This is a genomic window from Eubacterium sp. ER2, from assembly GCF_000765215.1.
In the GTDB taxonomy this organism is placed as follows: Bacteria; Bacillota; Clostridia; order Lachnospirales; family Lachnospiraceae; genus Claveliimonas; species Claveliimonas intestinigallinarum.
Map to the genome: position 1 here is coordinate 15194 of NZ_JPJE01000015.1, position 13081 is coordinate 28274.

A 13081-nucleotide genomic window follows, 5' to 3' on the forward strand; every position below is an offset into this window, starting at 1 on the left:
TTGGAGAACTGCGGTGCTCTACGTGCAGCTTTGAGTCCGTATTTCAATCGTCTGAGCGATGATTTTCCTTGATATTCCGGGCTTTTTTGAGCCTCGGCCCCTCGGTTGTCCTATTCCTTAACCAAAAAACAGGCCACTTTTACGAGGGGACAGCTTGATGAAATGCAGAATTTACTACATCGAATAGCTGTTCTGGTTTATTATACTTTACTCTTGCATAGATGTCCATAGTTGTCTTGCTGTTCTCATGTCCGGCAAGGTACTGGACCGTCTTGGGGTCAACACCTGCATACAGAAGATTGGTGATGTAGGTATGCCGCAGCAGGTGCGGTGTCACATCGAAGTCCAGGCTATACACAATGTTGGGATTGTTTTTCTGATGTCCTCCCAGACTCGGCTGAACAGTGTACTTGATGCTCTGTCCGTTCACATACTTATAATAGGTACGCTCCTTGGTAGACCGAACAACGATGTACTGCCAGACACGTTTGAACTGCGAATATGACAAGGGCTGTCCCTCACTATCGGCAATCACATATTCCGATTTGGAGGCAGCCTTGGCTTCCCGCAGACAATTCACAAGGCATTTGGGAATGGGAATATCCCTTCTTGCTGCTTTCGTCTTAAGCGTTGTAGAGATAACCGGTCTGTTATGCTCTGATCGCCATGCGCGCCGCACAGAGATATATGGAGTGGGTGCATCGAGGAACACACAATCCCATTGCAAGGCGAGAGCTTCTTCTCGGCGCAGACCGGCATATAAGCCGATCATGGTAAACAGATACGGCGGAAGTCCTTTGACGGTTTCCAGCAGCACTTCCACCTGCTGGTCTGTCAGCGAATCTTTCTTTTGGGTCGGTTTCCCTCCTTTTGCCGAAATCCCCTCACACGGATTGTATTCCAGCAACTGGCTCCGCTCTGCCGAGTAAAAAATGCACTTGAGGAGCATATTCACCGTATTGTGCAGGCTCTCGGACTTATTGGACAATGGGATCAGCGCCAGACGAATATCATCCGCTGTTACTTCCTCCATATACATATCTCCCAAAGGCTTGATAATGTAGTTCTTCATATTGGAGGCGTAGCCCTTCAGTGTAGCCGGCGACACTTTTGCGGATTGCATCAACAGCCACTTCTCACAATACTCGGCCACAGTAGGATGCTCCCGGTGGAAGATGATCTCCGCTACCTGGCGTCTCGCCTCCTGCTCTTTATCGTACAGTTCCTCGCAGGTAGTCCCATACAAGCTCACCTGCTTGCCGTCTGCGTCCAGAATCCGGGTTCTGTAATACAGGACACCCTTTCGTGTGACGGTTCCATATTGAGGTATGTTTTTTTTCTTCTTTGCCATAATTAATTTCCTTTCTCGCGTGGTGATGTATCTACACCTCCTTTTTATCAGAGATTTCAAATTGAATCAAAGATACGGCCAAGGAAAAACTAAGAGCGAGACATCCTTGTCTCGCTCTTACTTCATTTTCTGAATTGTTCGGAACTTACACAGCGTCCCATAAGTCAAAGGCACAGCCCATTGCTTTGACAAGATCATCCGGCCTGTTGTATTTGACCTTTGCGTAAATGTCCATCGTGATTTTGCTGCTTTCATGGCCCGCCAAATATTGTACCGTTTTGGGGTCCACCGAAGAATGAATCAGATTGGTGATGTAGGTGTGCCGCAGCTGATGCGGTGTCACTTCAAAATCCAGGCTATATACCACATGGCCGTTATTCCTGGCTTTTTCTCCAAGTTTCGGGTAAAGCATATATTTTACATACTTTCCGTCCACAAGTTTTCTGGCCATTCTCGGCTTTGCAGTCCGCGTCACAATATACTGCCACAGCCGCTTAAACTGTGTATAGGATAGCGGATCACCGTCCCGATTGGCAATCACATAATCCGAAGTGGATTTTTTCTTTGCATCTTTCAGACATTCAACCAGACAGACCGGGAGAGGAATGTTTCTTTGTGCCGCTTTGGTCTTTAGCTCGGTAAGAATGACCGGCCTGTTATGTTCTGTGTGCCATGCCCGCCGTACCGTTAAGTACGGAGCCTCTGCATCCAGATACACAGAATCCCATTGCAGCGCCAGGATTTCTTCCCGGCGCAGACCGGCATATAAACCGATCATCACAAATACATAGGGCGGCAAATCCCGGATCGTGTCCAAAAGCCGCTCAACCTGTTCATCCGTCAATGCCTGTCTTTCTTCCTGGGGAACTCCTCCCTTTGCATCCAGGTATATGGTCGGGTCCTCGTCAATCACATGGCTCTCCTTGGCCGCCCGGAAAATGGACTTGCAGAGAATCACCACAGACTTATAAACCGAAGCCGACTTCTTGGAAACAGGTACGAGGGCAAGTTGGATGTCATCCAGGGATACATCAGCCATTCTCTTGTCTCCCAGCCCTCCAATAATGTGCCGCCGCACCTTAGAGGTATAATCTGTCAAGGTGGTGGCCCGAACATGGACGGACTGCATCAGCAGCCACTTCTCACAGTACTCAGCAACCGTAGGCGATCTTCGACGAAACGTAGTACTGTCAATCTGCTCTAACGCCTCCAGTTCCTTGTCATAAAGCTTTTCGGGCGTCTTTGCATAAAGCGCCACTCTGTTTCCATCCGAATCTTCGACTCTGGTTCTATAATATTCAATGCCGTTAAGCACGACCGTACCATATTGAGGAATTGCCCTTTTTCTTTTTGCCAATTCCGTCACCTCCTAAGAATAATGTCCAGCGCTGTACCTTTGTTTTATCAGACATATTAGGTTCCAGCAAGGATACGGAACAGCTCAAGCTCGGACACTTCGCAGCTTGCGGTATGTAGCGCTTTTTTCCACTGGCTTTGCACGATGGGTGCATTTTGCGATATACTCCTGAAGGCCAGCATCTGTAAAGTACACGCAACCATTTTGCACATACTGAACATAGGAAATTAGCCCACTGTTTCGAGCTGCATCCAAAGTGGCAATGCTAATCCCCAGTAATTTGGCAGCCTCTTTCCGCGAAATCAATTTTTCCATAGGTGGTCCCCCTTTCTGTCAAAGATGTGGTTGTTGCTTTCAAAATCACATGAATGCGCTGGCAACCGAAGCTGCCAGCGCATGGTATCTGACTTTGAAAAATTTACTCGCCACATTTGCCACGCACCCCTGGCGATGGGGACATTCCGGTCTCCGCTGGCGCGGCTGTCATAACTCCACAGCGTCGTTTTACTCGTGCGCCGCAGAGTTCCCCCCAAGTCTTTAGGAGGCCGTGAGGAAGTATCTTTAACCCCTATGCAGTCATCGCGCCCTGAAATGCCACTTTCGGGTATCAGGCTGACGTGGATCGCTCGGAACAGTCCTATTCATCACCTCCTGGGGCTGTCCATCTTCGCGGCGTGCCTGATTCGCTCGTACATAGGTTATGTACCGGAAATGCCGTCTATGAAATTGTCAAGCTCCACATTGGGAGAATGTTCTTCCCTCAATGGGTAGGCACTGATACGCTTCATTTGTTAAGTGTTATTCAAAAATTTTTTTATTTTTTTAAATCTTTGTGCAACAGCACTTCTGGAACAATGCCAAAGACGTGCTACATCAATTTGACGATAACCATCCACAAAAAGTAATGTCAATAGCTCCAAATCTTTCTTCGACAGCTTCTTCAATCTCAACAGTAGTTGTTCGTTTTCCACCGAAGCCAACCATCCATATCGCGTTTGATCAATCTTATCAACATCCCATTGATAAGATAACGATGCAAACTTTCGGAACAGCTGTGATTGACCACATACTTCATCATATTGTTCACAAGGTATTGGTTGCGTATAGTTTTGAAAAACCCTTTGACTGCAAAACCATGCCCAGTCATATTCTTTCATGGCAGCAATCTGTTCTTCGCTCATCCCTGCATCACAATACTCAACTTCTAAACGCTTCCATCTACTATCAAACTTCTTTTTCTCATATCCATAATTAAATCCCATTATTAACCTCCTGTAGATTCAATTTGCAAAATTCACCATGCAAACTAAAATCAGGAGGAGATCGACAACGAGAATCTCTGGGTTGTTTTCCATCCCCAGAAACAAAAATGCCAGCTGATCTTAAGGACCAACTGGCATTTTTATTCGCGCACAAAGAAAACGCATTATTAAGATTTTATAAGTACAACAAGTATACCAAGCACAATTCGATACCAACCAAACACCTTAAAATCATGTTTTTTGATAAAGTTCATTAGGAATTTAATTACTAAGACAGATACCGCAAATGCCACAGCCATACCGAGAACAAGAGCGAGCAGTTCTGCACTTGTAAATTCAAACCCGAATTTTAACAGCTTAAAAGCACTTGCTCCAAGCATAGTAGGTACTGCGAGGAAAAAAGTAAACTCTGCTGCTGCCACTCGTGAAACTCCTATGAGTAAAGCACCTATAATCGTTGCTCCCGACCGTGATGTGCCGGGTATAAGTGATAACACTTGAAATGCCCCTATCAAGATTGCTGTTTTATAGCTGATGTCAGAAAGTGCCATAGTAGTAGGAGTACGCTTTTTATTCCAATTTTCTATGAGAATGAATAACAAACCATAAAAGATTAACATGATTGAAATCACAATGGGGGTTTGGAGGTAAGCATCCAAATAATCATCAAATAGAATCCCCATAATAGCTGACGGTACACAAGCTACCGCAACCTTGAACCACAACGAGAAAGTATCCTTTTTAACAATTGACTGTGCTTTGTTCTTAAATTGAAAGGGAAACATCTTGTTCCAAAACATTACAACCACTGCGAGTATAGCTCCAAGTTGAATAACAACAAAAAACATTTCTTTAAATGCTTCGCTCATATTAAGTGTGATAAATTCGTCCACAAGAATCATATGTCCTGTGCTGCTGATAGGTAGCCACTCAGTAATACCCTCAACAATTCCAAGAAAAATAACTTTTAAAATTTCTATAAAATCAAGTACCATTATTTCAAATCCTCCTTTTTAAAATGATGAAAGGTCATAAGAAAACCAACTGCTGATACAAGAATAATAATAGATACAGACAGCAGTGTAGGATAGCCGGTACTCTGAAGTTTACCCTGCACCAAGAAATAGGTGGCTGTCCACGGATACAACGCTCCCCATTCTTGATTTGAAAGTGCGGCACTTCCCATGACAATCACGGCAGAGCCAATCATCGGGGCGACAAATCCTTTTGTTTTCATAGCAACAAACACAAAAGGAGAAACTGTTAAAAACATCAGGATACTGCCAAACAAAAACTTGGGGAGCCATACTATTGCCACTAGTAAGCTATATCCCTCCAATGTAAAGACAGCGTCATATAGCCCACAAACGATAAATATACCTGCCCATGTTACAAGGGTTAGCATAACAATCCAAAGAAGCAGGGTGCAAAATTTTCCAATTAATAGTTTTGTCCTTGAAATGGGTATGGGCAATATGGTTTTGAGGGTGCTTTCTGTGTACTCTCTGCTAAACAAGTAAGCTGCAATTGCCACATATATCATAATGTTTACCAGCAGCATGATATACAGTACACTGTCGCTGTATATGTCAGACAAGGTAAAGATAATCTCCGGCTTATCAAAATGTGTTTGCAAGGCTTCTATTAACATCAAAAGTGGGGTAGATAATACCCCTGCCACACTAATTAGCACCATTTTTGAACGCTTTAGTTTTAATAATTCACAAGAAATAAGATTAAGCAATACCGCCACCTCCAATCAGTTTAGAAAAGTAGTCCTCTAAGTTTTCCTCACTATCATTTATCCTTGTCACGAGCAGTCCATTTCGTGCAAATTCTCGATTGATTTCTCCAACACTTTGGCTAAAGTCATAAATTCTCACCGTACCGTCCTGCACTGTAAAATCCGTCATGTGGTAGTGGTTTTCTAAAATCTTTCCGGCTATCTCACTGTCAGATAAATCAAATTGAATGTATTTTCGATTCCTTTTGTGAAGCTCGGATATATTCACTTCCTCTACTAAATGCCCCTCGTGCATAACGCCGATAATATCTGCTATCTGTTCAATCTCGCTTAAAACATGGCTTGAGATAAAAATGGTAATGCCATGATTGTGACTAAGTTCAGATAAAAATGAGCGTATTTCAACTATTCCAATGGGGTCAAGTCCGTTAATCGGTTCGTCAAGTATTAAAAGCTCCGGCTCGTGCATAATGGCGGCGGCAATACCAAGCCGTTGCTTCATTCCGAGGGAATAATCGGAAAAGACTTTTCTTTTCTCCTTATGCAGCCCCACAACTTCAAGAGCTTTTTCTACTCCACTTTTAGATACTCCCCCTCGCAGTTTAGCGAGAATTTGCAAATTCTCATACCCTGTTAAATTACTGTAAAATCCCGGTGTTTCGATAATAGAGCCTACTTTGCTATAAAGGGTATGGATATTTTCCTTATAGTTTGTGCCAAACAAGCGTACCGTTCCCTCCGTTGGGAAAGCAAGCTGCAACATCATTTTCATTGCTGTGGTTTTGCCTGCTCCGTTTCTGCCGAGCAAACCATAAATTTTGCCCTTTGGCACATGAAGATTTACCTTATCGACAACGGTGGCTGTTCCGTATCGCTTCGTAAGATTTTCTGTTTCAATGATATAATCCATATTTGATTCTCCTTTCCGTGGGTTGCTGTTCTTGTTTTCGCTGACCACAATCTTATTATCCACGAGTATTGCATAGAAGCCAAGAAATCTACCGTCACAATGCCGACACAATAGATGTCAGCACGAAAAAAGCTCCGACACTTATCGTGTCAGAGCCTATTTTAAAGGGTTTATGGCATTTTACTTTGTTTGGGTTTGCTTTATCCAGACAAATATTTTAGCAACAAATAGCAGAAACATAAGGGCGGTTACATAGGGTTGTCTTGCCGCAGCGAAGAAGCAGATAAAAAGCGTACTCAGCACGAGAGAGCATTTTGTGATTATGTTGCTCCATGATTCCTTTTCAAAACAAACACACATCAGTTTCGCTATCCCAAGTGCAATCAAAACAATAAAAACAATCCAATAGATTGCAAGATATATTGGGGTAGTGTCTGTAAATGAAAGTAGATTGACAGAATAAATATCTCCGTCAACAAGGTTACCATACAACGGCAAAAGTATAAAAGTAACCGCCATCATATCTAATATTCCATAAATGAAACTGTAAATTTTTTTCAAGTTGGAACGATTTTCAGTTTCGGCAAGTGTAATCAGTTCTTCGCCCGATAGCAGTTCATCTATGGTCACAGAAAAGAATTTAGAAATACACTTGAGCGACTCAATGTTAGGGTAACCCTTGCCGCTTTCCCATTTTGAAATGGCTGTTCTTGATACATATAATTGCTCCGCAAGTTGTTCCTGCGTTAAGTTCTTTCCAGTCCTAAGCTGTTGTAGCTTTTCATTAAATTCCATGATTCTCCTCCTGTTTGTTCCTTGTTTTCATACGTCCATCAACGGGTTTTTCTGCATCTTTTGGTATCATCCATGCACGACCAAATTTTTCAGTTCCGTCAATGCGATTTTCCTCACATAATTTTTGTATCCGTCTTTCCGATATGCCCCATTTTTCAGAAGCGGCTTTCACAGAAATGTAATTCATAATATCAACTTCCTTTCGCAAAGAGTATATAATTATTATATACGGAATGACGAATAATAGCAAGTTTCTCTCCACTAATACGAAATTATACACTACTAAACATAAAATCATACTTCGTTCAAATATCATCACCCGAAATGTACAATGATATAGGATGATATTAAAATGTACCAAGATGAAAGAAAACTTGATTTTAAGCCGTTAGGTATAGCGATAAAAAAAGCTCGGGAAGCAAAAGGGTGGACACAGGAATATCTTGCCCAACTGGTAGACCTTACGCCACGCTCTATTATGTATATAGAGAACAGGGGGCAGCACCCAAGGCTTAACAAATTTTATCTCATTACTACCTTGCTTGACATCTCTGTAGACCAGTTCTTTTTTCCATGCAATGAAGATGGCGACAACAATCGCCGCAAACAAGTTGATGTACTGTTGAATGATATGGAAGAAAAGGAGCTTATCGTGATGGAAGCTACGGCTCAAGGCTTGAAAAAGGCAAGAGAAACTGCGGAATAATTAACGCTGTTTTCGTAAGCCAAGCCAACTGAAAAAAGTGCGACACCTACACAGGCTATCGCACTTTTTAGGTTATTTTTTTATTCTCCACACAAATCATAAAGCTGTTCACATCGGTTTTGAATATCTAAGATTTCTGTTTCGGTTAAACTCCTGCGGTTATGAGTAAGTTGTTGCTCTAAAAAATCACGATAGCCATCAAGTAAGGCATCCCGTAAAAGCTCGGGGGCTTTGCAATGTTCCACACCAAACCATTGCTCATCTTTTTCATCCCAAATCATAACGGTGTATCCTCGCTTAGTGTTCACCACCTCCAAAACACTATCTTTATTTAGGTAATCGTTGAATACTTCTAAAACCTTTTCAAAGGTCATCATTTTATCAGCCCTTTCATATTTTAGGTGCTTATATGTAAGTAGTTTATATACTTATTACGACTATGATAATAAAAGTAAATCATCGTGTAAAGGATACGGATATTGTTTGCGAACAAAAGTGGCAAGCAATGCCGGTGTTAATACACTCGGCCCACAGAGGGAAAAATCCTGACGTGATTTCCCCCTCTGCTTTGCTTGTTGAGGGCAGCGCCCCCAAGCCCCTTTGAACGCAGAATTTCATTCTGCGGCTACGCGTCCGATGGACGCTTATGACCATGACCGGCTTACCGCTGGCCGTGGTCTTTTTCTTGTTCTTTTTTCTGTTCCTCATCCATTTTCAGCAGCCGATCCACATTGGCCTTTGCCGTCAAAAGTTCCCGCATTTCCTCACGGGAACGCCGGTACTCGGCGTAGGTTTTCTTCTTTTCCTCCAGCAGTTTGGCATACTCAGATTGCAGGTCTTTGACCTTGGGCAGCTTCTTCACTCCCATCTCATCAAAGGCATTTTTTGCCGCCTGATGGAGCAGAATTTCTTGCTCATGTTCCTCCCGAAATTTTCGGGAATAACCGGCCTTGCGATAGGCAACATAGGTCTCGCGGGTCTTGGCATAATTAACGATATGGGTACGCAGGACGGCGATCTCTGCCATGCGTTTCTCCGTCGCCTTAATCTGCGCTGACAGCTCATTGTGATGGGCGGTAGCCGCCACCGCTTTTTCTTCCAGCTCTGTATAGTCCAGTAGGTGATGTTCGGTAAGAAAATTCACGGTCTGCGCCATCTGTTTTAAGTTAAAAACCTTGGCCCAGCGTGCATATCCAGCACCTTTCCCGGCCTGCAATTTTGCCTGAATATCCACCAGCAAATTGACCTTGGGTGGCTCCGGCTGCACGGTGGATTTCTTGCGGGGCGTGTGCTGCTTTTCTCCAGCCAGCACCGCACGGATTTCTGTTTCGCTGTACCCGGCTCCCAGCTTGTCATCCATACGGGCTACATTCTTCCAGCCGGGAGCTTTAAGGCGGATTGCTTTCCCGCGCCGAGATACCTCGCAGCCCATCTCGGAAAGCAGTTGCAGAAGTGTGTCAAAGTCTGCTGGCTTTTGCTCCAGCGCCCGGTCAATCATCACCCGTAGCTGTTCCCGATGGGAGGGCTTGGCTTGTTCGCCCAGCCACTTGTTGTAGCTTTTTCCGTGGGGCTTGGGGTTCTCCACAATGGATAGTCCGTTCTCGATACAAATGGTGTCACTTAAACGTCGAACAGCTCTGGTGCTTCCCCAAAAGTTACGGAACTTCCGGTCACAATCCATATTGACCGCCGACCAGATGATGTGATTATGAATATGCGATTTGTCGATGTGGGTGCAGACCACAAAGGAATGATTGCCTTTGGTGAACCGCCTGGCAAATTCTATGCCCAGCCGGTTGGCTTCCTCCGGTGTGATCTCTCCGGGCCTGAACGACTGGCGCACATGGTAGGCGATCACATCATCTGTACCGCGCACTCGTCCGGTGGCGGCAATATACTGCCGCTTTGCCAACAGAAACTCTGCATCAGCAGTGCGGCTGTCACATCCATAGCTGGTAATCAATTTTCCGTTGTCGGTCTTTTGGGGATTTGCCACATAGTCAATAATATCGCTGATGGCACGGCTCTCAGTCCGACCCTTGCCGATATGCAGCGGCATGATGCGTGTGGTTGCCATAAGGGAGACCTCCTTTCCAAAAAAGAAACGGCCTGCATGGTGCAGACCGCTTTTGTTATTCTATTAAATCGTCCTCATCGAGAAAATCAAAATTGTCCTCGATGTCCTCTAACCGCTTCGGAGGAAACCTCATCTCGTATTGTTCTTTTGCCAGCGCACGAACTTCCCGGCGCTTATCTTTCATTCGGTTCTTCAGCCAGGAAATCTGCTCCTTTGATAATCTCCATGGGAGATTCAGCAAGCGGTTTATTGTCATTTGCTCCGCTTGCTTCTCCGGCGGCAAAGAAGCACAGGATTTACAGACGTGCGCCGCATGACCTTTGCCGGAAAATTTTTCATTAGCCTTATATTCTCCGCAGACTTTACAATAATGGCCGTGCTTCTTCATAGGCTCGATTCCTTTTCACTGAGAGCGTATAAACTGCGCACCGCCCCCATGATGATGTTCCACTCCAGATCTGCCGCATAGGAAAATTTTTTGCGGTACGATTCCCAAAGTTTCTGCATAACCGAGCTGTTCTCCACTTCCTCAAAAACTTCGGCAGCTTCTGCAAGATGTCGTTCTGTCCCGCGTTTGTGAGCAGTGGCCCGCAGCGCATCATGGAGAATCTGAGGGTCCAATGTATTCCCATGCAGCTGTTCCAGAATATAAATGTCATAGAAATCTCTCATGCGGGTGTTGGTGGTAGTTCTGGTAATGATCGTTTCCAGCTTTTCGGCCAGAACCGTTTCCAGATTGTACGCCCAAATATCAATGGAGCGATCTTCCAGCATCAGCTTGAAAGAGTAGCGGATCTCCCTGGGGGTAATGGCATCCCCTGTGGAAATGTCAATCTTCAAAGGCGTCACCACACCGTCAAAGGTTGTAGTCATATTTACGCGAATCCCCGGATATTCCGCCTCATCCATAATCTCCGAAATACTTTTCAGCTGGAATTTGACGCCATCATCAAGCGGGACACTCACAATAGCGGAAATCAAATTCTCTATGTCCTCCACATTGACATTGGCTCCTTTTACAGTAGCGTCCAAATCCATCGTGGAACGGGCATCCAGACCAACCATAGCCGCTACCAGCATACCGCCTTTCAGAATAAATTTGTCACGATATTCAGAAAGGGAGATACGCTCCAGAAAACGCTCCATCATGTAGTTCCGCATCAAGAGCTGGGCGTCCGCAGATTTTTTTCTGGAAAGATTGCGGATCAGATCCTTCAACTGCCTTGCTGTTTTTATCATAAAAGCACCTCCAAATACTGCCGCAGAATTTTTTCTACCCGGAACATACCGGCATACCGCATCAATGTCCGCAGGTCTTTGTCTTTTCTTCTGGCATACATCTTTAATGCCCCTTGAAAAGTCTGCATCTCCATGTTGTTCCTGCTGCGGAGCAGGTCGCAGATGGTGCGCTCCAGGTCATAGACAGGAACTGTATGCCCAAATGGTGTCTGAGCCGTTGTCAGGCCCACCCCATGCAGTTCCGCCTTAATGGTGAATACCTGTACGCCCTCTGCTTTCAGCTTGGAGGGATTATATCCGGTCTTGACTGTGACCGTATATTCCAGCGGCTCGCGGTCTGTCAGATCGTGAAAAAATAAAGCTGTCTCATGGGAAAACACTGCCTGTTCGACCCGCAGATGAAGTAAGTACATGGCATCGACCCAGGCATCCTTGGAAAGATAAATTCCATGCGCGACCCGCTCCAATTCCCGTGAGTGCACATAATCATAAAAAACAGGCTTAGAAATACCAGCAGATACTACTTGAGCTGTTCGCAGCATCCCATCCTGTGTTTCCAGCAGCTGATCCAGCTGTTCAAATTGTCCCACCGTACCACTTCCTTTCACACTAATATTATAAGCAATATTAGTTCAAAAGTAAAGTGATGAAAATTCGGCATAATTTTACCGACAGCTTAACGTTCAACAGTTTTGGAAATATGAAGTGGCAGCAAAATAGACAACCTCAGCTGCCCATTTCATCACGATATGAAATAATCTGCTTCTTTTTCTGTTTGGCACACCGTAACGTTGTGGCTGCTCCGCCCCAATCATGGAGAACATAGGCCACCACTACATCGGCGGACTCTACCATCCAGCGATTTCTATGAGAAATCGAAAAACGGCGCGGTACGTTTTCCAGCGGTGGATACACGGTACTGTCATAGCCAGAAACATCCCGGCCAGTGTTCAAATATGCCAATACAAGAACCAGCTCGATTTGCGGATACTTTTTCTTTTGTTCCCGTAAAATAGACGCTGCTAAACTGTCGAACTCTCCATATCCTCCAAGATAAAAAGTTGTTGCTCCTTGCTCAATTAGGTCTTGTGTTACATTGCGAAGCCAATTCGCAATATTGTCTGCCTTTGTGATTTGCGAATGGCCACAAAAAGTTACGTTCATACGATGGCACCCCTATTACCATCATACTGCAAATAGCTCTATTAGTACAGGTACAGGGACCAATTTTAGCAAAACTGCCCATATACTAAATATAGTACAGTCACAGGGGCGGTGTATAGAATGAAGCTAAACGAGGCGGTAAGCAAACGTCTGTTAGAATTACTAGATGAAAGAAAAATGACACAATATCAACTGTATATGAAAAGCGGTGTTCCCAAGTCTACGATTGGAAATGTCATCAACTGCTCGTATGATTCGGTTAAGCTACGGATCATTCATGAGATGTGCCAAGGAATGGGGATTGGGATAGATACCTTTTTTGCATCGCCGCTTTTTCAAGAAGATAACCTAGAACCATAAAACCTCCGACGAAATTCGTCGGAGGTTTCAGACTGTAGACAAAGTCCCCGGTTTACCCCGGGGCTTTTCTATTGTAGTTATCAACATTTCAATGATCCTTCCGGTTTTTATCAAGA

Annotated in this window: 17 protein-coding genes; 2 read left to right on the forward strand and 15 right to left on the reverse strand. The window is 44.4% G+C overall.

The annotated features are described in order from the left end of the window. Positions 1 to 139: 139 nt before the first annotated feature. From NI21_RS0105905 to NI21_RS17245, 9 genes are all read right to left on the reverse strand, one after another. Complete coding sequence (locus NI21_RS0105905; protein ID WP_002576318.1) at positions 140 to 1351, reverse strand: site-specific integrase; 1212 nt, start codon at positions 1349 to 1351, stop codon at positions 140 to 142. Positions 1352 to 1496: 145 nt separating this feature from the next. Continuing rightward, on the reverse strand, positions 1497 to 2708 hold the full coding sequence (locus NI21_RS0105910; protein ID WP_002576319.1) for a site-specific integrase: 1212 nt from the start codon (positions 2706 to 2708) through the stop codon (positions 1497 to 1499). A gap of 84 nt (positions 2709 to 2792) precedes the next feature. Next, on the reverse strand, positions 2793 to 3023 hold the full coding sequence (locus tag NI21_RS0105915) for a hypothetical protein (RefSeq protein WP_002576320.1): 231 nt from the start codon (positions 3021 to 3023) through the stop codon (positions 2793 to 2795). 476 nt (positions 3024 to 3499) lie between these two features. After that, complete coding sequence (locus NI21_RS0105920) at positions 3500 to 3970, reverse strand: RNA polymerase subunit sigma-73 (protein ID WP_033125331.1); 471 nt, start codon at positions 3968 to 3970, stop codon at positions 3500 to 3502. A gap of 167 nt (positions 3971 to 4137) precedes the next feature. Next, entirely contained in the window at positions 4138 to 4965 is an 828-nt protein-coding gene (gene bcrD, locus NI21_RS0105925; RefSeq protein WP_002576322.1) for a bacitracin resistance undecaprenyl-diphosphatase BcrD, read from the reverse strand. Then, complete coding sequence (locus NI21_RS0105930; protein WP_002576323.1) at positions 4965 to 5714, reverse strand: ABC transporter permease; 750 nt, start codon at positions 5712 to 5714, stop codon at positions 4965 to 4967. The genes bcrD and NI21_RS0105930 overlap by 1 nt, the downstream gene beginning before the upstream one ends. Beyond that, positions 5707 to 6624: a bacitracin ABC transporter ATP-binding protein BcrA gene (gene bcrA / locus NI21_RS0105935; RefSeq protein WP_002576324.1), complete on the reverse strand. Its 918-nt coding sequence runs from the start codon at positions 6622 to 6624 to the stop codon at positions 5707 to 5709. The genes NI21_RS0105930 and bcrA overlap by 8 nt, the downstream gene beginning before the upstream one ends. Positions 6625 to 6804: 180 nt before the next feature. Next, positions 6805 to 7419, reverse strand: coding sequence for a bacitracin resistance transcriptional activator BcrR (gene bcrR, locus NI21_RS0105940; protein WP_033125332.1), 615 nt, complete (start codon positions 7417 to 7419; stop codon positions 6805 to 6807). After that, positions 7409 to 7606 carry a helix-turn-helix domain-containing protein gene (locus NI21_RS17245; RefSeq protein WP_009246557.1) on the reverse strand — a complete coding sequence of 66 codons (198 nt, stop codon included), beginning with the start codon at positions 7604 to 7606 and terminating at the stop codon, positions 7409 to 7411. Before NI21_RS17245 ends, bcrR begins: the two co-directional genes overlap by 11 nt. 165 nt (positions 7607 to 7771) lie before the next feature. Here NI21_RS17245 and NI21_RS0105950 point away from each other — a divergent pair, with 165 nt between their 5' ends. Continuing rightward, positions 7772 to 8125: a helix-turn-helix domain-containing protein gene (locus NI21_RS0105950; RefSeq protein ID WP_002576326.1), complete on the forward strand. Its 354-nt coding sequence runs from the start codon at positions 7772 to 7774 to the stop codon at positions 8123 to 8125. A gap of 80 nt (positions 8126 to 8205) precedes the next feature. On the opposite strand, the gene NI21_RS0105955 is transcribed toward NI21_RS0105950, so the two are convergent. The 6 genes from NI21_RS0105955 to NI21_RS0105980 form a co-directional block, all read right to left on the reverse strand. Beyond that, complete coding sequence (locus tag NI21_RS0105955) at positions 8206 to 8502, reverse strand: hypothetical protein (protein ID WP_002576327.1); 297 nt, start codon at positions 8500 to 8502, stop codon at positions 8206 to 8208. 284 nt (positions 8503 to 8786) lie between these two features. Further along, complete coding sequence (locus tag NI21_RS0105960) at positions 8787 to 10202, reverse strand: relaxase/mobilization nuclease domain-containing protein (protein WP_002578499.1); 1416 nt, start codon at positions 10200 to 10202, stop codon at positions 8787 to 8789. A gap of 55 nt (positions 10203 to 10257) precedes the next feature. Further along, the gene (locus NI21_RS0105965) at positions 10258 to 10590 is read right to left on the reverse strand and encodes a hypothetical protein (RefSeq protein WP_002578498.1); all 333 of its coding nucleotides are present in this window, start codon (positions 10588 to 10590) and stop codon (positions 10258 to 10260) included. Beyond that, the gene (locus NI21_RS0105970; RefSeq protein ID WP_002578497.1) at positions 10587 to 11441 is read right to left on the reverse strand and encodes a nucleotidyl transferase AbiEii/AbiGii toxin family protein; all 855 of its coding nucleotides are present in this window, start codon (positions 11439 to 11441) and stop codon (positions 10587 to 10589) included. The genes NI21_RS0105965 and NI21_RS0105970 overlap by 4 nt, the downstream gene beginning before the upstream one ends. After that, complete coding sequence (locus tag NI21_RS0105975) at positions 11438 to 12031, reverse strand: type IV toxin-antitoxin system AbiEi family antitoxin domain-containing protein (RefSeq protein ID WP_002578496.1); 594 nt, start codon at positions 12029 to 12031, stop codon at positions 11438 to 11440. The genes NI21_RS0105970 and NI21_RS0105975 overlap by 4 nt, the downstream gene beginning before the upstream one ends. Positions 12032 to 12167: 136 nt before the next feature. After that, entirely contained in the window at positions 12168 to 12605 is a 438-nt protein-coding gene (locus NI21_RS0105980; RefSeq protein ID WP_002578495.1) for a hypothetical protein, read from the reverse strand. A gap of 120 nt (positions 12606 to 12725) precedes the next feature. On the opposite strand from NI21_RS0105980, the gene NI21_RS0105985 reads away from it, so the two are divergent. Continuing rightward, the gene (locus NI21_RS0105985; protein ID WP_002578494.1) at positions 12726 to 12965 is read left to right on the forward strand and encodes a helix-turn-helix transcriptional regulator; all 240 of its coding nucleotides are present in this window, start codon (positions 12726 to 12728) and stop codon (positions 12963 to 12965) included. Positions 12966 to 13081: the final 116 nt, after the last annotated feature.

What these genes read in the sequence shown, in the direction of transcription:
- NI21_RS0105980 (WP_002578495.1), bottom strand. Translation starts at nt 12,605, where the DNA reads ATGAACGTAACTTTTTGTGGCCATTCGCAAATCACAAAGGCAGACAAT.
- NI21_RS0105950 (WP_002576326.1), top strand. Translation starts at nt 7,772, where the DNA reads ATGTACCAAGATGAAAGAAAACTTGATTTTAAGCCGTTAGGTATAGCG.
- bcrD (WP_002576322.1), bottom strand. Translation starts at nt 4,965, where the DNA reads ATGGTACTTGATTTTATAGAAATTTTAAAAGTTATTTTTCTTGGAATT.
- NI21_RS0105985 (WP_002578494.1), top strand. Translation starts at nt 12,726, where the DNA reads ATGAAGCTAAACGAGGCGGTAAGCAAACGTCTGTTAGAATTACTAGAT.
- NI21_RS0105960 (WP_002578499.1), bottom strand. Translation starts at nt 10,202, where the DNA reads ATGGCAACCACACGCATCATGCCGCTGCATATCGGCAAGGGTCGGACT.
- NI21_RS0105965 (WP_002578498.1), bottom strand. Translation starts at nt 10,590, where the DNA reads ATGAAGAAGCACGGCCATTATTGTAAAGTCTGCGGAGAATATAAGGCT.
- NI21_RS0105955 (WP_002576327.1), bottom strand. Translation starts at nt 8,502, where the DNA reads ATGATGACCTTTGAAAAGGTTTTAGAAGTATTCAACGATTACCTAAAT.
- NI21_RS17245 (WP_009246557.1), bottom strand. Translation starts at nt 7,606, where the DNA reads ATGAATTACATTTCTGTGAAAGCCGCTTCTGAAAAATGGGGCATATCG.
- bcrR (WP_033125332.1), bottom strand. Translation starts at nt 7,419, where the DNA reads ATGGAATTTAATGAAAAGCTACAACAGCTTAGGACTGGAAAGAACTTA.
- bcrA (WP_002576324.1), bottom strand. Translation starts at nt 6,624, where the DNA reads ATGGATTATATCATTGAAACAGAAAATCTTACGAAGCGATACGGAACA.
- NI21_RS0105970 (WP_002578497.1), bottom strand. Translation starts at nt 11,441, where the DNA reads ATGATAAAAACAGCAAGGCAGTTGAAGGATCTGATCCGCAATCTTTCC.
- NI21_RS0105920 (WP_033125331.1), bottom strand. Translation starts at nt 3,970, where the DNA reads ATGGGATTTAATTATGGATATGAGAAAAAGAAGTTTGATAGTAGATGG.
- NI21_RS0105905 (WP_002576318.1), bottom strand. Translation starts at nt 1,351, where the DNA reads ATGGCAAAGAAGAAAAAAAACATACCTCAATATGGAACCGTCACACGA.
- NI21_RS0105915 (WP_002576320.1), bottom strand. Translation starts at nt 3,023, where the DNA reads ATGGAAAAATTGATTTCGCGGAAAGAGGCTGCCAAATTACTGGGGATT.